This is a genomic window from Pseudoalteromonas sp. Z1A2 (assembly GCF_011378755.1).
In the GTDB taxonomy this organism is placed as follows: domain Bacteria; phylum Pseudomonadota; class Gammaproteobacteria; order Enterobacterales; family Alteromonadaceae; genus Pseudoalteromonas; species Pseudoalteromonas distincta.
On the sequence record NZ_WTKX01000012.1, the window covers coordinates 94,297 to 116,352 of the forward strand.

Below are 22,056 nucleotides of genomic sequence, written 5' to 3' on the forward strand. Positions count from 1 at the left end.
TTAATTGATTGTTGACGTTGTTGTTTCACTGGTATTATCATTCATCACACAATTGTAGCGTTTGGTAACACTTTGCCATCACGTTAGATTGAAAATTATAATTAATAAAATGTATTCTAGGGAGAATCAAATGTTAAATAACAAAGTTTCAAAAGCAGTTCGCTTAGCGATCGCTTTCGGTGCAGTATCAACAGCTGCATTTTCGGCTAGTTCATTCGCAGCTGAAGAAAGCGCAGATAAAGTAGAACGTATTCAAGTAACTGGTTCTCGTATTAAACAGGTTGATCTTGAAAATAGCTCTCCAGTAACAGTTATTACTGCAGCAGATATTAACTTGTCAGGTGAGCCATCTGTAGGAGATGTACTTAATAATTTATCTTCAAACTCATTCGGTTCTTGGACTGGTGTTTCTGGCTACGGCGCAGGTTCTTCTGCAACTTCAAGCATTAACTTACGTGGTTTAGGTTCTGATGCGACTCTAGTACTATTAGATGGCCGTCGTATGCCTGGAACAAGTACTTCTTCTGGTGCATCTGCAGATACTTCTCTAATTCCAATGGCTATCGTTGAGCGTATCGAAATCTTACGTGATGGTGCTTCTGCAGTGTATGGTTCTGCAGCGGTTGCTGGTGTAATTAACATCATCACTAAAAAAGATTTCGACGGTTTAAATCTTAAATATGAATTTAATCAACCAAGTGTTGACGGCGGTGATAGCAGTACTTTCTCTGTATCGTCAGGTTTTACTGCTGAAAAAGGTAATATTGTTTTCACTTTCGAACACTCTGAAAGCGATGCTATTTACGATAGAGATATCTGGGCACTAGATGATGAAACTTACGGTGCATACAGCTCGTACAGCCCAGTATCTAACTATTTAGATAGCACAGGCTACCATGCAAATTCAGATCTATGTGATGCAGAACCTAATACTGTAAATACTATTGATGCTGATGGTAATGGCCGTTGTACATATAGCTACGGTGAAGTAACTAAGTTTTACCCTGATACAAACAAAAACTCATTTTTGTCTAACTTCACTTATGAACTAACAGACAATATTCGTTTCATTGGTCGTGCGATGGCTAGCTTCAATGAAACAGATGCACGTTATGCTGGTACACCAGTATCTACTACGCCTATTTACATGAGTGCAGATAACCAATATAGCCCATCAGATGAAGATGTACGCATTTTTACTCGAGCTGTGCCAATTGGTAACCGTGATACAACAACTGAAGTTACAACAACAGATATTTTAGTTGGCCTTGAAGGTTTTACCGACCTTGGTAATGGTCTTGATTGGGAAGTAAACTTCCAAAACAGTGTTTCAAAAACTAACTCATTTGGTAAAAACCTAGTTAATGACGTTGCCTTCCAAGCGGCAATTGATAGTGGTGAGTACGATGTGTTTAACGTATCAGGCATGAGTTACGATGACTGGAGCACAAGTATGGGTGAGCTTTATCAACAAGCAAATCATACAGGTACTTATGAAGGTCGTTACGAAAGTAAACAAATCGATGGTCTAATTTCAACGACATTACTAGATGACGGTGAATTTATAGTTGCCGGTGTTGTTGGTGGTGAATTTGAGCAAATTGATTTTACCCAAATCAGTGATCCAGAATCAGCGAATGGATTTATTTCTGGTGGTTCAGGTGGTGATGATGTTTATGCAGATCGTGACCGTACAGCTGCTTACTTTGAAGTACAAGCTTCTTTCCCACATGATGTTGATTTGACAGTTGCTGGTCGATACGAAAAGTATGAGCAAAGTGGTACAACAAATCTTGGTAAAAAAAGTACTACGTTTGACAAATTTGTACCAAAAGTTGGTTTAACTTGGCGTCCAACAGATACTTTATTACTTCGTGGTTCTTGGGGGGAGTCATTCCGTGCTCCAAACATGGGTGAGATGTTCCAATCTTACGCATTAAGCTTCCCAACTGTTCGTGATACAGCATGGTGTTCTGCTAACCCAGGACAAGAAACTGATGGTTATTGTGCTGATGCAGGTGAGCAAGTTGCAACGTGGTTTGGTGGTAATACTGAACTTCAAGCTGAAACAGGTGATTCTACAACGGTAGGTTTCGTTTGGGATGCAGTTGAAAACCTTTCGCTTGAATTAACATATTACTCAATCAATTACGATGATAAAATTGATAGTGTAGGTAATTCAGAACTTCTTCGCCTTGAAATTGAACAAGGTGGTTTAAACTCTACTCCAAATGCAATTGAGCGTAATGCTGATACAGGTAAAATTGATTACATGTACACTGGTTACGTGAACAAGAGCTCGCTATCTACTGACGGTATAGACTTTACAGCTAGATACCGTTTTGATACTGACTTTGGTAACTTTACGAGCACATTAAATGTATCTCGAGTTTTATCATTTGAAGAAGTAGCTGATTCAGAATCTGATGCATTTGATTACGCTGGCTTACAAGATTATCCAGAATGGAAATCAGATTTAGCGGTTAACTACGCTTATGAAGACTTCTCAGCTACGTGGACTATGTTCTATGTTGGTAGTCAAGATTCAGGTAATGAAGAATACGGCGTTGATTACCTTGCTGATATTCCTAGCTATTTCAAACATAACGTTCAAGTAAGCTATGTTGCACCTACAAATACCAAAATTGCTTTAGGTGTAAATAACTTATTTGATAAAGTTGCACCTAGCTTCTACGATGGCTTCCGTGATTACCGAGACTCTAACTGGTCTCTATATGATCAAACAGGTCGTTCATTGTACTTACGTTTAGAGCAGTCGTTCTAAGCATTATCTAATTTAGTTACAAAGAATAAAGCCCTGCTATTTAGTAGGGCTTTTTTATTTACTAATAAGTGAAGTCTCTCTCAACAAGCTGTTGTTAGTAAGCACTTAATTTATTTGGAAGTATTATGTCAGCAATATTTAAGTTAATAGTAATTTCTTACTTGTGTATTATTTCTTTTGAAATCAATGCTCAGAAGGCACAACCAAAAATTGAAGATTTTTTTAAAAATCCTAAGTTCTCTAATCTTCAGCTTTCCCCAAATGGTAAGTATTTAGCAGTACTATCTCCAATAAATGAGAGAAAAAATATTGTTATACTTGAAACTGACGGGTTAAAAAATGCAAAGGCGGTAACAAAGTTTGATGATCAAGATATTAATGATTTTTCATGGGCTAATGATGATGAAATTGTTTTTAAGCTTGATAGTGATGGAAATGAAGCTTTTAGCCTTTATAAAATCAATGTAAACGCTAAAAAAGCGAGAGTTATTGAGTTAGTTGGCTCTAAAGTAGGAGCCTCAGGTATCCGTTCTGCAAGCATTGTCCATATGCTACCTAATGATCCAGAGCATATTGTTATTCAATATAATGGAAGAAATATTAAAGCTCCGGATCTTTATAAATTACCTCTTAATAGTAAATGGGATAGAAAGCGAGAAAGAAATTTTAAAATGAAGATTCTGGCTAAGAATCCAGGTGATTTTCAGGGTTGGCTTTTAGATCATGATGGTGAAGTGAGAGGTGCTGTTGCTATCAATGGCTTAAAAGGTAAGTTTTATTATAAGAATAAAGGTGAAAAAGAGTTTCGTATATTACGTGACTATAACGTTGAAGAAGAAAATATTACACCTCTGGCTTTCGATTTTGATAATAAAACACTATTTGTAGCTTCAAATATTAATAGAGATACGTCAGCTATTTATTATTTTCATCCTGATAAAAACGAGTTAGGTGAATTAATCTTTGGAATGCCAGAAGTTGATGTCTCTAATTTAATGTTATCGACTAAACGTAAAAAGCTAATCGGAGTCAGGTATTTAGATGAATACCCTGAAGTAGCTTATTTTGATAAAGAAACCGCCGAGATGATGGCCTCATTGAAGAGCGCTTTTAAAGATAAAGTTGTTAATGTAGTTAGCAGCTCAAAAAATGAAGCACTGAACGTTGTATATGTTGGTAGTGATACAGATCCTGGTCATTATTATTTGTTCAATAAATCAAAAAATACGCTCAAATCATTAGTTTCACCTATGGGCTGGATTGATAAAAGTCAGTTATCACCTATGAAACCAATTAAGTTTAATAGCCGTGATGGTTTAACTATTCGTGGCTATTTAACAATACCAAAAGATAGCAACGGTAAAAATTTACCTTTGATTGTTAATCCACATGGCGGCCCTTATGGTATTAGAGACGCATGGGGTTTTAATTCTGAAACGCAATTTTTTGCGAGTCGGGGCTATGCAACAGTTCAAGTCAACTTTCGTGGTTCAGGTGGTTATGGGCGAAAATTTCAACAAGCAGGCTATGGCGGTAAATGGGGCGCCGAGATGCAAAATGACTTAACCGACGCTATTGAGTACTTGGTAGGTGAGGGGGTTATAGATCCAAAAAGAGTATGTATTTATGGTTCTAGTTACGGCGGTTATGCAACTATGGCCGGTCTTACTTTTACTCCAGAGCTTTATAAATGTGGTATTAATTATGTAGGTATAACTGACGTTGAGTTACTTTTTGACTCGCTTCCTAAGCACTGGGAACCACAAAGAGAGCTTCTAGAAAAGCAAATTGGTAATCCAAATGATAAGGCTTTAATGAAAAAAATGTCTCCACTTCATCATGTAGATAAAATAGTAGCGCCATTAATGATTGTGCAAGGAGCCAAGGATCCTCGTGTTGTAAAAAAACATGCACTCGATTTAAGAGATTCTTTAGAAGAGCGCGGAATTATATTATCTGACGATGAGTGGATTATGAAAGATAACGAAGGACATGGATTCCAAAAAGAAGAGAATAAAATAGAGTTGTATACTAAAATTGAAAAGTTTTTAGCTAAACATCTATAGTTATTTACCATTTTATTAATACATGTATATAAAGTTAAATAATTTTAATATTGTGATTTTTATATGCATGTACTATTTAATAAATAGGCTAAATATGAACTTAGTGTTTTTAGCCACGGTAAAAAAGGGTAATCTCTAGTTATTGAGTCTACTCGGTTAAAAGTATTGCATTGTCATTTTATAGCCTCTAGATTTGATAATTATACTATTGTAAAAGTATTTTTTTATAAAGCTTAAAGCAGCAGGTGTCTTTGAATGGTAAAAATAACTACTTGGCATTATACTAAGTAGGAATAATTAAATAATTCCAATCACACAATTTAGCGAGATATAGATGAAAGAAGTCCGATCTTTTATTAAAACAGCATCATTAACAGAGCTTGAAAAAGCTCAACAGCTTATCAATGATGCAATTTCAAAATATACCCAGCAGCAAAAAGCGAAACAGGAAGTTTTGGATCTTTTAAAAGAAAAAGGACTTACGCTAGAAGATTTACAAGATGGAGCATCAGACAAGCGCACCAAAGTTAAGCCTAAGTACCGCATGGAACTTAATGGTGAGACTATTGAATGGACTGGCCGTGGCCGTCGTCCTAAAGCGTTTGAAGGTGTTGAGCTTGAAAAGTTTTTAGCTTAAAGCTAAATATAAGAGAAGCTTCGGCTTCTCTTTTTTGTTTACCCCTCAATAAAATATAATTAAAGTTTAAAACTCCCAGCTATTATTTGCTAAAATCTCTTCACTCAAACCTATTTGTTTTCCCATGAGCTATAAACTAAGACCTTACCAACAAGAAGCCGTAGAACGCACCGTTTTACACTTTAGAAAGAGTAATGATCCTGCCGTTATTGTACTACCAACCGGCGCAGGTAAGAGTTTGGTTATTGCTGAACTTGCGCGTATAGCTAAGCAAAAAATATTAGTGCTTGCTCATGTAAAAGAGCTGGTAGAGCAAAATTCACAAAAATATAAAAGTTTTGGTTTAGAGGCGAGTATATTTTCAGCAGGCTTAAAAGAAAAGTCATTAAACCATCAAGTAACCTTTGCCAGTGTGCAATCACTTTCTCGTAATTTAAATAAATTAAATGAGCATTATTCATTACTTATTATTGATGAATGCCACAGGGTAAATGGGGATAAAAAAAGTCAGTACGGTAAAGTAATAAACAGTTTAAAAGAGTATAACCCTCAGTTAAAAGTATTGGGTTTAACAGCAACACCTTATCGGTTAGGAATGGGGTGGATATACCATCATCATTATCATGGTTTTGTTAAGGGTACTCAAGAAAGTCCGTTTAAAAGTTGTATTTTTGAATTGCCGCTCAGGTATATGATCAAACATAATTATTTAACGCCGCCTAACGAAGTTGATGCAGCAATTAGCCATTATGATTTTTCGTCCTTAGATAGCAATGCATTTGGGCAATATACGACTGATGACATGAATGCGCTTTTAAAAAACAGTGAGCGCGCAACGCAGGCTATATTACAGCAAGTAATTCAATACAGTGAAGAGCGCGAAGGGGTTATGGTTTTTGCCGCCACGGTAATGCATGCCCAGGAAATATTAAGCTACTTGCCAGCTCATCAAAGTGCACTAATCACAGGTGATACGCCAAACACTGAGCGCGATAAAATCATTAAGCAATTTAAAGCTAAGCAATTAAAGTATCTAGTTAATATATCGGTACTAACAACCGGCTTTGATGCGCCACATGTCGACTTTATTGCTATTTTAAGACCTACTGAATCAGTTAGTTTATATCAACAAATTGTGGGGCGAGGTTTAAGGTTATCTGAATCGAAAACGGATTGCTTAGTAATAGATTATGCTGGCAATGGTTTTAATTTATTTCACCCAGAAGTAGGTGATAAAAAAGGCGATAGTGATAATGAACCTGTACAGGTACTTTGCCCAGGTTGTGGGTTTGCGAATATATTTTGGGGCAAAACAGACTCCACTGGCAAAGTAATAGAGCACTTTGGCAGGCGCTGTAAAGGGCTGTTAGAAGATGATGATGGGCATAAAGAGCAGTGCGATTATCGTTTTAGGTTTAAAGAATGTGAGCAGTGCGGTGCCCAAAATGATATTGCTGCACGTAAATGCCATGATTGCGGCGCGGTAATGACCGACCCTGATGATAAGTTACGTAATGCATTAAACTTAAAAGACGCACTTGTGCTTCGATGTAGTGGGTTATCGGTAACTCTAATTAAAGATGAACTTATTAAAATAACGTATTTTGATGAAGATGGTGCAAGTTGCGATGAAGTATATAACCTCGCAAATAAAGGCGGGCAATTTATATTTAATAAGCAATTTGGTCTACGAGTAGGACTTGGACAAACACCTATTAATTTTAAAACTGCAGCGCAAGTAGTAAACGCACAATTTGAATTAGTACCACCGGATTTTGTTATTGCACGAAAAAGCAAAAAGTATGGTTGGAAAGTGGCTGATAAGCTATTTGACTATAAAGGCAATTTTAGGAAGGCAAATCAGTTAAGCCGTTAAGCTTAACTGATAGAGTACATTGAACTAATACAATTAAAAGGCAACTAAGCCTCGTCACCGTCCATTAATCCCCAGCCGTCACCATATCCATTAAAGCTATTAGCAATGCTTTCAATGTATTGCTCAGCTTGGCCTAAAAGGGTGTGCTCTGGCACCATTTGTACTTGAGTGATTACTTCCCAAACGCCAGTGTCTTTACATTTTTCAAGCTCAGCATTTTGAACTAATGCATCAGAGACTATTTCTTTAGCAAATTTTTCAGCATCGGCTTCTTGTTCAAATAAAATAAAAAAATCGACTTGGTGCATTTTATTTAAATCAATGCCAGCAGCGGCTATTTCGGCTAAAAGTTGGCCGTTATCATCATCAGGGAATTGCATTAAAAACTCATTTAAAATTAATTTTTTATTCGTAGGCACTATTGTAACTAAAATATTGTCTTAACGCGTACTAATTTTAATTATGCTGATACTTATTCAAAGTTAAATTTACGCGTTAGATTGTCATTAAGTTAATGTGTTGCTCATTATGGCTATGCTAATATGCGCGTAATCAGCCAGTTTTATGTAAGATATTAAAAGTAAGGATATTTACTTGTTTATTAAGTTTTTACGTTGCATATGTGTTGTGAGCGCTTTAATTGCGACAAATTGCTATGCTGCAGAAAAAGTCATAGAAGATTACGAAATTAAAGGGTTAAGTGGCGATTTAGAAAATAACGTAGCCCTTTATCTCAAGCAATTAATTGGTGAAAAACCAACCCGTACACTTCGTCGTTATGCCCAAAAGCAAGTACAAAATAGCATTAAAGCACTTGGTTATTATAGCCCGACCGTCGAGGTTATTTATGATAAAGACGACAGCGAGTTAATTGTTAAAGTTGAGCGAGGTCCTGCAACTCGCATAGAAGCAATTAATATTACGCTAAACGGCGATGGCCAGAATGATCCACAATTACAGGCATTAATTAAAAATACCAACTTAAAACAAGGTGATGTTTTAAATCATGGTAGATATGACTCTGCTCATAAAAAAATAGAATCTATGCTATTGGAGCTTGGCTATTTTGATGCAAAGTGGCCAGCGCGCAAATTAGAAGTGTCACTTAAGAAAAATAGTGCTGTTATTACTTTTGTAATTGATACTGGGGTTAGATACCAGTTTGGTGATATAAAAATAGCTAGTAATACGGCTGCTGAAAAATACATACGCTCGCTTGCGCCTTTTACTCAGGGCCAACCTTATAAATCAACACATATTGCTGACTATAATTTGGATTTATCAAGCACCCCTTATTTTGCAAGCGTGCGCGTTTACGCCGATATTGCTGCGCGTAAAAATAGCCAAGTACCTATTAAGGTAGATGTGTTGCACAAGCCTGCAAATAGCTATGAAATTGGCGGCGGTTTTAGTACTGACTTAGGGCCCAAAGTGCGTTTTAAATGGAGTAAACCGTGGATCACAGAAGACGGTCATTATCTCGAAACTAATTTAAATGTGGCGCAAAAGCAGCAAGATATTTCCATGGCTTATACCATTCCAGTTGATGATCCGAATGATGATTTATGGCGTTTTTCTGCTGGATATAAATTAGAGGATGAACTAACAAACGATACCTACAGTGAAATACTCACGGGGCAAATTCAGCGCCAATGGTTAACCGAAAATAAGTGGGTGCGTACTGCATTTTTACGCCGCGACCAAGAAACCTACCGCATCGGTGATGAAGAGGAAGAAAGTACCGAAATGTTAATGCCGGGCATTAGCTACGCCCGCAAAAAATCAAAAGGCGGCACGACTCCATACTGGGGAGAGCAGTGGCTTATATCTGCTGAGTTTGGCTTAGATGATGTGCTTTCGAGTACTAATCTGATTAGGGTACAAATGCAACATGCGTGGTTACGTACTTACTTAGAGAAGCATTTAGTGTTTTTAAAAGCAAATGTTGGTGCAATGCTTGTTGATGATATTGAAAACGTACCTTACTCACTGCGTTTTTACGCAGGTGGCGATCAAAGTGTTCGTGGTTTTGCGTACCAATCAATATCGCCGGAAAATGATGATGGCGATCTCATCGGTGGTAAATACTTACTAACCAGTACAATAGAGTACAACTATCAGTTTGCTCAAAACTGGCGCGCAGCTTTATTTGTTGACGGTGGTACTGCGACGAATGATTTTTCTGATGATTTTGAAGTAGGCGCTGGTTTTGGTTTTCGCTATTTAACACCCGTTGGCCCAGTGCGTATAGACCACGCTTGGGGATTAACAAAAGAAAGTAAAAGCACACGTTTAAGTATTACCATAGGGCCAGAAATTTAATGTCAGTATTAAAAAAGATAACAGCCGCCGTAAGTGCTATTTTTGTCACGTTAGTTGTCGCACTATTTTGTTTGTTATTTACCGCACCCGGTAATCAATTTATTGCTTATAGTGCAAACAAAGCGGTAGACGGACTACATATTGAAATTAAAGATGGCCGTTTTATTTATAATGATGCCTTTAATGTGCGCTTTACTAGCAACGGATTGGATTTTAATGCACAACAATTGAAAATTGATTTGTTTTGGTGGCAGTGCGATGGAGTTTGTATAGATAACTTAAGTGCTAAATCTATAAATTTAACATTACCAAAAACTGCAGAGTCACAAGAAGAAGCCGCTGCAGAGCCGCTTGAAAAAATCAGCTTACCTTTTAATATTGCTTTAAAAAACATTGCGATCAATAAATTTACTCTAGAGCACCCAAGTGCAAACGTAAGCGTTAATAACTTTAAACTCTCAGCAAAAGCAGAGGGTTCAAAGCTGACGGTTAAAAGCCTGAATATTCCCACCATACTTGTTGCTTTAAAAGAGCAAGAACAAGATGCGAAAACACAAACGGCGCAAAATACTCAAGCGCCTTTAACGCACCTACCCGCATTACCTAATATAGAATTTACTTCGCCACTTGACTTAGTTGTTGAAGACTTTGAAATAGCTAACATTACGATAGAGCAAAACGAAGCCCAGCATGTTATTGAAAACATCTCACTGCAATTAAGTGTGGAAGATGCTTTTATTAATTTAGAGTCATTCTCAGCAAAATATGAGCAGTGGCAGCTTAATACGCACCTTAACGCTGAGCTTGCAGGAAATTTGCCCGTAAAAGGGGATGTTGTTTTACAAAGTGATGAGCACCAAGCCAATTTGCAGTTGAATGGTGACTTATCAAATCTAAACTTAAATTTAGAAACGCAGGGGCAATATCCACTTAGTTTAACGGCAACGGCAAATTTAAAGCAAAAAAACTATCCGTTTGAGTTAAATGGCAAAATTAAACAGTGGCTTATTGATGCACAAAGTAATGAGCTTAAAGTGCGAAATGTAAGCCTCAATGCACAAGGTAATGCCGACGATTACCAGCTTAGCCTGCAGGGTAATAGCCAATTAGGCGCGTACCCAGCTGTTGACTTAAATACCCAATTAAAAGGCAGTCTCACCAAAGCAACTTTACAAGCGCTAAGCATTAAAGCAAACGAAAGCAGTGCAACTATACAAGCCAATGTTGATTGGCAAAAAGGCATACAGGCTAACTTTAATGGCACGCTTGCTAACTTAAAAGCGCAGTACTTAACTGATGCAGCTACCAGTGATATTTCAGGACAGTTTAAAGGCTCGTTTAATGCAGCTGACGACAAGTGGCAGCTACAAATGAATAATACAAAGTTAAACGGATTACTTAACGACGTGCCACTAGAATTTGCCTCAAACTTTAAGCTCGACAACACGTTAAAAGCTAATATTGATAGTTTTTATTTAAGTAGTGGCACCAATAAATTAGCACTAAGCGGGCAAGTTGATGACACTTGGCAAGTTGATGGCAAAGTAACGCTTAAAAGTGATGAAAAAGCTAATATTCCATTTACTGCTGATGGCAACGCAAATTTAAAAGTGAGAGGGGAAAGGTTAACGCCCTCTGTTGATTTAGCGCTAATACTCGATCGCTTTATTTTTGATGAAATAAACATTAATAAATTATCAGTAAAAGGGCAGTTAGATACCGCAGCCGATTGGCAAACCGATGTTTCGGTAAGTGTTGGATCGGCGCTTGTAGCCGAACAGCAAATTAATAGCGTTAAAATTGATATTAGCGGCGACAAAACAGATCACCAACTTACGGCATCTGTAGATGCTGAGCAAGGCAGTGTAGAGTTTGAAGTTCATGGCAAAATTAATAATACCACTTGGAATGGCGAGCTTAGTAATGTAACGCTCAGCGATAAAAAGCTTAGTTTTAGTAATACTAAAAATATTGCCATTATGGTTAATACGCAAAGTGGCGACTTTGATGTAAGTGCACATTGTTGGGCATCTGAGCAAAGTAAATTGTGCATAGACACCTTAGCCCAATCAAAAAACCTCGGTCAGCTAAATGCTAAACTAAGCAATTTAGCTCTTGAGGAGCTTAAGCACTTTTTACCTAATAGCCTTCGTACTCGCGGTAATATAACTGGCGATGTAGCACTTAATTGGCAAAGTGGTGCGCTTAAAACATTACGCGCAAATATCGATTCTAGCGACTTAGAAGCGGTGCTTACCTCGGAAGAAGATCGTTTTAAATTACCAATCGAAACTCTAACTGTTAGTGCATTTTCGGACTCTCAAGTTGGCAAGCTTGAAGCTAATTTAGAATCAAGTGTGCTTGGTAAAATAAACACACAAATTGATATTGACGACATACAAAATACGCAAGCGCTTAACGGCACTATTAATATTGATAAAATACTCCTTTCAGACTTACAACCATTTCTTGAAACCCTTGAGCAGTTAAAAGGTGATATTAGTGGAAAAGTCGCATTAGCAGGTACGTTAAAAGATCCATTATTAAATGGCGAGCTTAATGTGAGCGATATTAGTTTAGAGGGCGAGCAATTGCCTATAGCGCTGCAAAAATCAAATATAAATGTATTGTTTGATAAAACAACAGCCACAATAAAAGGCAACTTAAACGACAACCAGGGCGGTAAAATAAACCTCACCGGTGACGTTGATTGGCAAGGTGCGCAACCTGCTGTAAATGTGGCGGTAGTTGGCGATCAGTTTTATGTACGCGCGCAGCAAGGGGTTACTTTTAAAGTATCGCCGGATTTAAAAATAGGCTTGGCTAATAATGCACTCAAGCTTGCTGGTGAGGTAGTTGTGCCTTACGGTCGTATAATGATTGAAGAGCTTCCTGAGGGCGCAGTGCAAGTTAGCGATGATGAAATTATTGTTGATCAAAAAACCGAGGCCACAGAAACAGTTCCATTTGATTACGACATAGATTTAAAAGTGATTGTTAAAAACGATGTAAAAGTAGAATCGTTTGGCTTGGAATCAAAAGTTGCGGGTGATTTAGCGATAAAAATGAGTCAAGGTGCGCCAATTATAGCCACAGGTGAGCTTAACTTAATTGAAGGTACTTACTTAGCCTTTGGGCAAGATTTAATAATCAGCACCGGGCAAGTCGGTTTTAGCGGTTCAATTGAACAACCATTTTTAAATATTAAAGCAATACGTAACCCCGATACGACTGCAAATGGTGTGATTGCAGGGGTTACGCTCACAGGTAATGTTGAACAACCAACGCTCAAAATATTTTCTGAGCCTGCGATGGATCAAGCTCAAGCACTCGCATATTTACTTAATGGCCAGCCTTTAGGTGATGGAGAAAGTTCGTCAAGCGATGCTATGCTTACACAGTTATTACTTTCTCAAGGGGTTAGCCGCAGCGAAGGGGTTGTTTCTAAGGTAGGTGAAACCTTTGGTTTGTCAGATGTAAGTTTAAGCTCATCAGGTAGTGGTGATAGTACCAAAGTAGAAATATCAGGATACGTAGCACCCAGTTTGCAAGTTAAATATAGTGTGGGTGTATTTGATTCGCTCAGTGAAGTGGCTGTGCGTTATCAGTTACTTTCTCAGTTATACATAGAAATAACGAGCGGCCTATATCAAAATGTTGATGTGCTATATAAGTTTGATTGGGAATAACCAAAACTATTATAATTATAAGGATATAAGCGATGAGGAAAATTATATTGCCAGCTCTGCTTAGTGTTTTATTGAGCGGTTGTGCTCAACAACTTGGTAATGGTGTTGCTAAACAAGAGCTACCTTTATTGAGCGCGAGTGAGGTAATTGCTAGTGCAACAGATAATGACTGGCGAGTAGTGAACGCCCAAAATATTTTAAAGATAACGCTGCTAACGGGCGATGCGTATATTGAGCTTAATGAACAACTTGCCCCAAAGCACGTTCAAAATATTAAAAAGTTAGCACGAGAAGGGTTTTATAAAAATACCAGCGTTTATCGGTTTGTTGAGGGTTTTGTAGCGCAAGGTGGCGACAGCTTGGGTAAAAAGTTAATTAAAACGGCAGATAAAACAGTCCCTGCTGAGTTTTATTTAACAACAAACAAACCACTTTTAATTACTGAGCTAAATGGCGACGGATATGCACCAGTTACCGGCTTTTTAAACGGCTTTGCAGTAGCTCAAAACTCAGCACATACGCAAACATGGCAAGTGCATTGTAGTGGCGTGTTTGCCATGGCGCGCGACAACGATATAAACAGTGCGAGTACGGAGTTTTTTGTAACAATAGGGCAAGGCCCGCGCTACCTTGATAAAAATATTACGGTGTTTGGTCGAGTGCTCGAAGGTATAGAGCATTTTAACCGTTTAGCGCGTACACCAACTGAAGGAAAAGCATTTAACCCAATTACCAATATACAAGTACTTGGTGATGTACAAAGCGATAAAAGTATATTTAAAGTGATGAAAACAAACTCATCGGTGTTTAAAAACTTGATCAGTGCTCGTAAAAACCGTATTGAACCATGGTTTGTTAAATCACATAACTACGTTGATGTGTGTGGTATGCCTATACCCACTAAGCGCGAAGTTATACCAATTCCAATAAATAGCTGATCTATTTTACTTGCTAAAACAACCCATTTCTTTGTTGTAAATTTCGCAAAGGGAACAACCATTTACATCAATTTACGCCTAGAACTGAATTATTTTTTCTGCGTAAAATTTAGATCACATACTTAATGGAATTGGTATTAATTAAAGAATGAAAAAAGGAGCCTTGGCTCCTTTTTTTATACTCATATTCCAGTTTAAAATAACCTACTGACGATTAATTTTAACTGCAAATGGCGTATCGTTATAATGTGTAGAGCGATACGGGTTTATATCAAGCCCGCCGCGACGAGTATAACGCGCGTAAACTTCTAACTCTTTAATATTAAGTTGTGTTGTTAAATCGCTATAAATACGCTCAACACACTGCTCATGAAATTCGTTATGTGTTCTGAACGAAATTAAGTAACGCAATAACGACTCACGGCATATTTGCTCGCCTGTGTATCTTATGATCACACTTGCCCAGTCAGGCTGGGAGGTAATTAAACAGTTCGACTTAAGTAAGTGGCTGTAGAGCGTTTCTGTTACTACGTTATCATTCTTTGCTTTAAGTGAATTAGCATCAATATCGTAATTATTAATCTCAATATCTAAATCATCAATACATTCACCTGGCAGCGCTGTACACGGTAAGCAATTGTAATCATCAGGATTATATAAAGTCACTTTGACAGGGCTGTTAACCGCGTTTGATAAATCATCAATTAAATGCTGTTTTACTACATCAATGCTTTCAAATCGGGTTTGGTTAAAGCTATTTAAATAAAGTTTAAACGACTTTGACTCAATAATATGGCTGCTTTGGCATTCAAAGGTAAATAAGGCCACGGCAACTTGCGGTTTACCTTTAGTATTTAGCCATGAAAGCTCGTAACCTGTCCAAATGTCTTGGCCTTTAAATGGCAGCTCTGCTTCGTCAATATTTAAAGCATCACGATTTAATTTGCGCGCAATAGGGAAAAGCAAGCTTGGCGTGTACACATCTACATACTCAGTAGATTGGCCTAATACGCTACCTTTAAGGTCTGGAGAATTGCTGTAATCTGTCATGTTTGCTCTTAAATAGTTACAATGGGGACATTATATCTAATTTAAATGAGTTTCACAGTATGTCTGTTGCATTGCTTATAGAACAACTTCATCAAAAATTTAGCGAAAATACCCTTAAAAACACTGCAAAGTACCCACTTATTACACACGACGATCAATGGCCAAGCCCATGTGAAGTTGGTGAGGTTGACGAGCAAGGTAACATTCAATGGCAGGGGGCGCGTCAGCAACCTGCAGGTTCGCTTAATGATTTAGCCAGTGCACTTGAGCTTGAGTTTCCAAAAGCGCTTAGCGAGCTATACGGACATATGTACGGTGGAAGTATTTTAGCAAGTATTGATGGGCACCAGGTTGAATTACTACAAGCATGGAACGAAGAAGACTTTAATTTGTTACAGCAAAATATAACGGGTCACGTTTTAATGAAACGCAAGCTCAAGCAGCCAGAAACAGTATTTATTGGTTTAACAGATCAAGATGATTTACTAGTGAGTGTTTTGGTGCACACTGGTGAAGTATGTTTAGAGCATGTTGGCAAAAACACACACCATGTACTTGCTCCCAACATTAATGCTTTTTTAAAGGCATTAGAGGTTTAGAGTCTATTCAACAATCAGCTTGGTGCAGTTAGCACCAAGCTATTGTTGCTCATTAATTTAGTGTAACTACTGAAAATCCCACGATATATTAGACACTAAGCCACAGGGCTCACACCTAAAGTCGAATAACCCAAACCACGATTCAGGTAATTTCCAGTCGCCATTACAACTAGGGCACTTTCGTTCAAGTTCAGACGCTTTATCTACGCCGCCTACACGGTATAAATAATAATAGGTTGGCTTTTTAGTTAAAAAACTAATTCGCTTTGTTATGTCTTTTCCGCGTCTGTATAAGTCGCTTTGAATACTCGATATTTCTTCAAGCGCCGGAAACTCACAACGGGTTGCGCCATTAATCTGAATTTGATCGCAGGCTTGCCAATCTTCTTGCCATTTTATAAGCGTTTTATAGTCACCATTAGCAATTGCCGGAATACGAAATAGCGGCACAGGCAAAAAGTCATCACCACAATAAAGCGGGCTGCACGTATGCACATAGGTTGTATATAAAATATAACTTGATGGTTCTTTGCAGCAATCAGCGCCGTTGGAGTGAATATCTTGTCCGATCACTTTTACTTTTGGCGCAAGTAGCCCAGCACTATGTAACTTTTCGATACTGTGCTTAACAAACGGGCTGTTATTTAGCGGGTGCATTGCATCTTCAGTAGGGCACATTACGCGTGTAATAAAAAATCCATCTTTTAAAACGGTTGGAAATTCTTCTCCCATTATTTGACCATTAAAACGCAGTGCATTTACTAAGCGATTTATTGCTTGTTCGGCTTGTTCTAGGGTGGTGTCTTGGTAGCAATCAAAAGTTAAATCAACAACGAACATTTATAGTCTCAAATTATTTTTGTTCTAGCAGCGCAAGAAGTTTATCGAGTTTTTGCTCAATTCTATCTAATTGACTTGTTTTAAGCTCAGTATTATCTGACTGCTGTGGGTTTCTCATGAAGTTATTAATTGAATCAGGATTGTTTTTATATTGGCTTACTGCTGCAATAATCATCGGCATTGGAACCGGTTGCGCCAAACGGCTTTTAGTTAGTGCTACAGTAGGGGTTTTGCCTTCATCGAGAAGGGCTTTGATTGCATCAAATACAACTGAATTCATTAGATATATAACTCTTTAATAAAATAAATACGCAGCATATAAATGCTGCGCAGATGCTATGTTAGCAATAAATAAGGGAGGGTACATTAAATAAAATTACTTACTTTGACGAATGCGTACATCTAACTCGTCAATTACTTCACTCCAATCTCCGTCTTGTGCGAGGGATTCAGCTAAAAAGTGTTGTTGTGCCTCATCCCAAAAAGAAGCTTCTTGGAGTAGTGTTGTGTCTTCTAATTCATGTGAGGCAATAAATGCATCTATTTGCTCATCACTATTTGGTAATCCAAGCTGTGCAAAAAGTGTGTTAATGTCGTGTTTTGTCGTATCCATGATATTGCTCCTTTAAATGAATGAAAATTCATACTAGTACTTAACTGTACCTCCTGCTAGTTAAACTCTCGCTGAATTTACGGTTAATAATTTTAGGTATATAGTTAGGTTTAAAGTTAAACAGCCTATAGCTTAAATAATAAAGGAAATACAATGAGTGTAACCACACCAGCTGATACGTTCAGCGTACAGTATTTAGCTGCAGAAGATATTAGTACTGCAGCGAGCCTAATTTATCAGGCTTATCATGACGATCCTGTATTACTAAACATGCTTAGCTACAATGACGAAAATAAATCAGTTTACGAAAAAAAATTACGATCATTAATTCGCGAAGAACTCAGTAGTTTTTGGCAAGAAAAACAGCCATTAATTGGTTTATACCGCAACGATAAATTAAAAGCAGTAGCGTGTGTATTTGAATCTAATAGCCAATTACAAGCGCAGCGTTATTGGCACTGGCGTTTAAAATTAATGCTGAGTGCGGGATACTTACAAACAAATCAATTAATAGATAAAGAACAAACAATTAGAGACGCCCTTAAACAAAAAGGCAATTACTATTTTTTAGCTTTTATTGCCGTAGATCCGCATTTTCATGGACAAGGCTTTGGTCGTTACTTACTACGCGGGCTTGACGACTTAGTTAAATGCAACGCTGAGTCAACAGGGATGGCTGTATTTGTAACACGTAAGGAGCACATTGAATTTTTTAAAACTGAAAAGTTTGAAGCATTTAAACACCTTACTTTTAACCAAGTAGAGGGCGAGTTACTGTTTAAACCAATAATTGAGCCAACTATTTAAAATTATAATGTAAGCCAGTGCGCCCAAACGGACATAAGACCGTGAGATATATCTCACATCATCGTAAGCATTGTCACTTAAAGGCTGCTAATAAGTAGCCTTTTTTGTTCTAAGTTATTGTTCTTCAGTGTTTATTTTGTTTTTTCATTTTTGTGACGTTTATTTATTTAATGTTAAGTCCTATTTCTCCCCCCTGATTGCTTTAAACTTCTCTTCGTCAAGACGACATAGCTCAATGATTGAGTTACTGCCAAGGATACGGAATAGGCAACATAGCAGACGCTAGCAGGAAGCATAAAGGACAAGCTAAAACGGATACAAGGAAGAATAAGGAAGTGCATGAAGCACTTAGTAGCTAGGAGTTACTTTAGGATAATCACGGATGACGCTACAGGAAGTAGCAGGAGCGTTAGTTTACGCAGGACAGCCAAGATGGCAAGTGGACATTGCAGGATGCAAAAAGTGGCAGGAGCTACTTTAAAGGATTACCAGGGATGATGCTACGGGACGTAGCCAAACGATAGATTTCGTGGGTTTGCCAAGATGGCTATGGACATTGCAGGATGCAAAAAGTGGCAGGAGCTACTTAAAAGGATTACCAAGGATGATGCTACGGATGTAGCCAAACGATAGATTTCGTGGGTTTGCCAAGGTGGCCATGGATATTGCAGGATGCAATGTGAGGGTAAACAAGGTTGTTTACTCGTTCAGGGGATGATAATACGGATTTAAGATAATGGATATCTAGCAGGATGCAGTCCAATTGGGGCGTAACTTTAGTTACGCCTTAGTTTTTTGTGTTGAATTAAATTTATTAATTTAAGACACATACTCCTAAAGTATATTAAGTTTTATATTTTATGCGGTGGAACAACCACACTTTTCAAAAACTCATTTTCCATAATTAACACACCTTGATAAGCATTTTCACCATCGCTTGAAAATTCAAATATAAATTCACTTTTAATGCCTGGCTTGCCGTTCTTTAAAAAACCAAAGCGGCGTTTTGTGCATGCAACACTCATCAACTGCACCTGCAGTTGCTCACTTTGACGTTTAGCATGAACGTTCGCCGCTTCAGCAACCTTTCGGTTAAGCCAAAATAAGTAAATTACACTACCAATAAGTATGAACGTCCATAAACTTGCCATTTAAGAGAATAACCTTCCAATTGCACGCGCGAGGGTTTCGCTACGATTTTCTTTACGTAATAAGCCTAATAAATGCGGGCGAATAGTTGGTATTGCAACTAAGTCAGCAAAAATACTTGGAAACAATTCTTCAATTTTTTGATGATGCGCGCAATTATCCATAAATACATGTAAGCGTTCAGGGTTTTCTAATTGTTTAAAACACCGCCCTGCGATTGTTAGTAACACGTCAGAGTCGTGCTTCACTGGTGAGCTTAGTACAGTATCAACTAATTGAGCGCATAACCCTTGAGCTTGACCTTTTGAAACTGATCTTAGTGCTGCGGTTATAGCCACTGTGTCGTTGTTACTAATTGCACCCTGCGTGTAATCAACAAGTAACTCACTCATTGATGTTGGTATTTCAACGTGTTCAAGCATGGCACTGAGTGGTTGTAGTACTTCAATAGGTAAATGCGCCCATGCTTTTTGCAGATTACTTAAGTTTGTATCGCTGTCTAAGCGTAGTGCAAAATCGGCAATACCCTGTAGTGCAACACTTTGCCAATTATCAAAACCAATTTTACCGCTAAAGTACAGTTGTGCATGCTCGTAATACTGCGATGCAGGCTGTTTTAATAGTACTTTTACTTGGGCGTTAAATGCTGCTAATTTATTTGCGTTTGGTGTAAAAACATAAGGGTTATTATCAAGCTTTCCATCGGCTTGTTCGCCTGTAATTTCAGTGCCTAGCGCTTGAATAACCATATCAGCAAAGTGATCGCGACTAGCACTTACCAGCATACTTTGCTCATCAAGGGGGAATTTTAAAAACCATACATACGGTTCTTTACTGGCTTTAGTATCCCAAAATTGAATAGCGAGCCATGCATGACCAGCAAGTGGATAAGGGTAAGGCACTTGAGCTTGTTCAATAGCTAAAAATTGTTTTTTATCAAGCTTAGTAATGTGCCTGCCAATATCAAAAGCACGCCACTGAGTACCCGCACCATCTAAAAGCTGACCTAATGTAGCTATTTGATCACTCATTGTTTTCTCAACTGTTTTTACTGCAAAATTACATTAATTATACGTCATAGCCGCTTGTGAGGGAACAGGGTATAATTGCATTACATATATAAAAGAGGGTGGTTATGTACCAGCAAACCCAAACTTATTTAGTGCAGCTAACGGCACTTTTACAAAAACACGCGCTTTGGCAAAGTGAGCCAATAGACGCTGAGGCACTGCTTTCAAATACTCCTTTTTGTCACGATACAATGGCATTTGAGCAGTGGTTACAATTTGTATTTATTGAAAAAATACAGCAATTAATAACACATAGGCAACCACTGCCGCGTAACTTTGCTATTGCCCCTATGGCGCAAATGACACTTGTGAATAAAGCCGGAAGCGATGAAATTATTGAATTACTAACAGCCCTTGATACCTTTTTAGGAGAACCAAATGAGTGAGCGTCCAGCGCCTATTGAATATGGCGAGCTGACTATTTTGTATCAAGATGAAAACTATGTGGCTATAAATAAGCCTTCAGGTTTATTAGTGCATCGCTCGTTTTTAGATAAACACGAAACCCAGTTCGCTATGCAAATGTTGCGCGACCAGCTAGGGCAACATGTATTTCCAGTACATAGGCTCGATAGACCTACGTCGGGCGTATTGCTGTTTGCACTGAGCTCTGAAGCAGCTCGCGATATGAACCAGCTATTTATTGAAGGTACCATTGCTAAGCGCTATTTAGCCTTAGTGCGCGGTTTTGCACCAGAGTCGGTATTTTTAGATAAACCGCTTAAAGAAGAACTTGATAAAATAGCCGATAAGTTTGCAGATCAAGATAAAGCACCGCAAGAAGCGCAAACCCAGTTTAATTGCTTGCACCAAGCTGCATTGCCTATTCCTATAGGTAAGTATCCAACAGTGCGTTACTCGTTAGTTGAGTGTTTTCCAAAAACCGGGCGCAAGCATCAAATTCGCAGACACTTAAAGCACTTATCACTGCCTATCATTGGTGATGTAAATCACGGTGATAATCAGCATAATCAATTTTTTAGGGAGCATTTTGAGCTAAGACGCCTAATGTTATTTGCAACAGAGCTTAGTTTTGTGCACCCTTATAGTAATGAATCAATAACAATTAAAGCGCCACTAGGTGAAGATATGCTTGAAATATGTAAGCAGCTAGGTTGGCCAGAGCAAGAAAAGGATTATTAATGGCACATATTAGTATTTTTGTAGGCAGCGTTAATGGCGGTGCAGAGCGTTTAAGCGATGAAGTTGCAGCCACAATAGAGCAAGCGGGTCATACTGCTACAGTAATTACTGAAGCATCACTAGATGATATAAAAAATGCATCGCATATTTTAATTGTTACCTCCACAACAGGCCAAGGTGATGTACCGAGTAATTTGGCCGGATTGTACTTTGCAATGAATAGCACTTTCCCAATGCTTACCGATAAACCATTTGGTGTAATTGCAATGGGTGACAGATGTTACGGCGATACATTTTGTGGCGCAGGGCGAAGCTTTGACGAGCTACTTCGCGATTTACAAGCAAAGCCTGTGGGCAACCGCCTAGAAATAGATGCATGTGAAGATTTTGAACCGTGGCCGGTAGCCGAGCCTTGGTTAAAAGTATGGCTAGAAAAACTACCTGCTTAATCCTTTAATTTTAAAGTATTAAA

At 38.1% G+C, this 22,056-nt stretch carries 19 protein-coding genes; 12 read left to right on the forward strand and 7 right to left on the reverse strand.

From position 1 onward, the window contains the following. Window positions 1-130 precede the first annotated feature (130 nt). The 4 genes from GQR47_RS10410 to GQR47_RS10425 all read left to right on the forward strand — a co-directional run bounded on the left by GQR47_RS10410 (window position 131) and on the right by GQR47_RS10425 (window position 7,364). Window positions 131-2,785: a TonB-dependent receptor gene (locus tag GQR47_RS10410; protein ID WP_154903558.1), complete on the forward strand. Its 2,655-nt coding sequence runs from the start codon at window positions 131-133 to the stop codon at window positions 2,783-2,785. 125 nt (window positions 2,786-2,910) lie between these two features. After that, window positions 2,911-4,851 (forward strand): S9 family peptidase, encoded by a 1,941-nt coding sequence (locus GQR47_RS10415; RefSeq protein WP_154903557.1) that lies wholly within the window; start codon window positions 2,911-2,913, stop codon window positions 4,849-4,851. A 334-nt stretch (window positions 4,852-5,185) separates the two neighbouring features. Then, window positions 5,186-5,488 (forward strand): H-NS histone family protein, encoded by a 303-nt coding sequence (locus tag GQR47_RS10420; protein ID WP_002958250.1) that lies wholly within the window; start codon window positions 5,186-5,188, stop codon window positions 5,486-5,488. Between the two features lie 124 nt (window positions 5,489-5,612). Then, complete coding sequence (locus GQR47_RS10425) at window positions 5,613-7,364, forward strand: DEAD/DEAH box helicase (RefSeq protein ID WP_154903556.1); 1,752 nt, start codon at window positions 5,613-5,615, stop codon at window positions 7,362-7,364. Window positions 7,365-7,408: 44 nt separating this feature from the next. Here GQR47_RS10425 and GQR47_RS10430 read toward each other — a convergent pair whose 3' ends face one another. Beyond that, the gene (locus GQR47_RS10430; protein ID WP_007378192.1) at window positions 7,409-7,744 is read right to left on the reverse strand and encodes a ribonuclease E inhibitor RraB; all 336 of its coding nucleotides are present in this window, start codon (window positions 7,742-7,744) and stop codon (window positions 7,409-7,411) included. Window positions 7,745-7,958: 214 nt separating this feature from the next. Between GQR47_RS10430 and GQR47_RS10435 the strand changes: the two genes are divergently transcribed. Genes GQR47_RS10435 through GQR47_RS10445 form a run of 3 tightly spaced genes read left to right on the forward strand, consistent with a single transcriptional unit; the run spans window position 7,959 to window position 14,313 of the window. After that, window positions 7,959-9,686: an autotransporter assembly complex family protein gene (locus GQR47_RS10435; protein ID WP_154903555.1), complete on the forward strand. Its 1,728-nt coding sequence runs from the start codon at window positions 7,959-7,961 to the stop codon at window positions 9,684-9,686. Then, window positions 9,686-13,375 (forward strand): translocation/assembly module TamB domain-containing protein, encoded by a 3,690-nt coding sequence (locus tag GQR47_RS10440; protein ID WP_154903554.1) that lies wholly within the window; start codon window positions 9,686-9,688, stop codon window positions 13,373-13,375. The genes GQR47_RS10435 and GQR47_RS10440 overlap by 1 nt, the downstream gene beginning before the upstream one ends. 32 nt (window positions 13,376-13,407) lie before the next feature. Further along, a complete protein-coding gene (locus tag GQR47_RS10445) occupies window positions 13,408-14,313 on the forward strand; it encodes a peptidylprolyl isomerase (protein WP_154903553.1) in 906 nt (301 codons plus the stop codon). Between the two features lie 204 nt (window positions 14,314-14,517). Here the strand turns inward: GQR47_RS10445 and queF are convergent, their stop codons facing one another. Beyond that, on the reverse strand, window positions 14,518-15,363 hold the full coding sequence (gene queF, locus GQR47_RS10450; RefSeq protein ID WP_008169292.1) for an NADPH-dependent 7-cyano-7-deazaguanine reductase QueF: 846 nt from the start codon (window positions 15,361-15,363) through the stop codon (window positions 14,518-14,520). 59 nt (window positions 15,364-15,422) lie between these two features. On the opposite strand from queF, the gene syd reads away from it, so the two are divergent. Beyond that, on the forward strand, window positions 15,423-15,962 hold the full coding sequence (gene syd / locus GQR47_RS10455) for a SecY-interacting protein (protein WP_154903552.1): 540 nt from the start codon (window positions 15,423-15,425) through the stop codon (window positions 15,960-15,962). 66 nt (window positions 15,963-16,028) lie between these two features. Here syd and GQR47_RS10460 read toward each other — a convergent pair whose 3' ends face one another. The 3 genes from GQR47_RS10460 to GQR47_RS10470 form a co-directional block, all read right to left on the reverse strand. Further along, window positions 16,029-16,802, reverse strand: a complete 774-nt coding sequence (locus GQR47_RS10460; protein WP_002958242.1) for a Zn-ribbon-containing protein — start codon at window positions 16,800-16,802, stop codon at window positions 16,029-16,031. A 13-nt stretch (window positions 16,803-16,815) separates the two neighbouring features. After that, the gene (locus GQR47_RS10465) at window positions 16,816-17,082 is read right to left on the reverse strand and encodes a hypothetical protein (RefSeq protein ID WP_007378199.1); all 267 of its coding nucleotides are present in this window, start codon (window positions 17,080-17,082) and stop codon (window positions 16,816-16,818) included. A 96-nt stretch (window positions 17,083-17,178) separates the two neighbouring features. Then, window positions 17,179-17,415 carry a DUF2789 domain-containing protein gene (locus GQR47_RS10470; protein WP_002958240.1) on the reverse strand — a complete coding sequence of 79 codons (237 nt, stop codon included), beginning with the start codon at window positions 17,413-17,415 and terminating at the stop codon, window positions 17,179-17,181. 153 nt (window positions 17,416-17,568) lie between these two features. Here GQR47_RS10470 and GQR47_RS10475 point away from each other — a divergent pair, with 153 nt between their 5' ends. Beyond that, the gene (locus GQR47_RS10475) at window positions 17,569-18,222 is read left to right on the forward strand and encodes a GNAT family N-acetyltransferase (protein ID WP_154903551.1); all 654 of its coding nucleotides are present in this window, start codon (window positions 17,569-17,571) and stop codon (window positions 18,220-18,222) included. 851 nt (window positions 18,223-19,073) lie between these two features. Here GQR47_RS10475 and GQR47_RS10480 read toward each other — a convergent pair. Beyond that, window positions 19,074-19,373, reverse strand: a complete 300-nt coding sequence (locus tag GQR47_RS10480) for a DUF3301 domain-containing protein (RefSeq protein ID WP_002963032.1) — start codon at window positions 19,371-19,373, stop codon at window positions 19,074-19,076. Then, window positions 19,374-20,402, reverse strand: a complete 1,029-nt coding sequence (locus GQR47_RS10485; RefSeq protein ID WP_002963031.1) for a DUF3549 family protein — start codon at window positions 20,400-20,402, stop codon at window positions 19,374-19,376. It abuts the gene before it with no gap. Between the two features lie 104 nt (window positions 20,403-20,506). Between GQR47_RS10485 and GQR47_RS10490 the strand changes: the two genes are divergently transcribed. Genes GQR47_RS10490 through GQR47_RS10500 form a run of 3 tightly spaced genes read left to right on the forward strand, consistent with a single transcriptional unit; the run spans window position 20,507 to window position 22,033 of the window. Beyond that, window positions 20,507-20,827 (forward strand): YqcC family protein, encoded by a 321-nt coding sequence (locus GQR47_RS10490; protein WP_002963030.1) that lies wholly within the window; start codon window positions 20,507-20,509, stop codon window positions 20,825-20,827. Next, window positions 20,820-21,584, forward strand: coding sequence for a tRNA pseudouridine(65) synthase TruC (gene truC, locus GQR47_RS10495; RefSeq protein WP_002963028.1), 765 nt, complete (start codon window positions 20,820-20,822; stop codon window positions 21,582-21,584). Before GQR47_RS10490 ends, truC begins: the two co-directional genes overlap by 8 nt. Then, window positions 21,584-22,033: a flavodoxin gene (locus tag GQR47_RS10500; RefSeq protein ID WP_002963026.1), complete on the forward strand. Its 450-nt coding sequence runs from the start codon at window positions 21,584-21,586 to the stop codon at window positions 22,031-22,033. Before truC ends, GQR47_RS10500 begins: the two co-directional genes overlap by 1 nt. The last annotated feature ends 23 nt before the right edge of the window (window positions 22,034-22,056 follow it).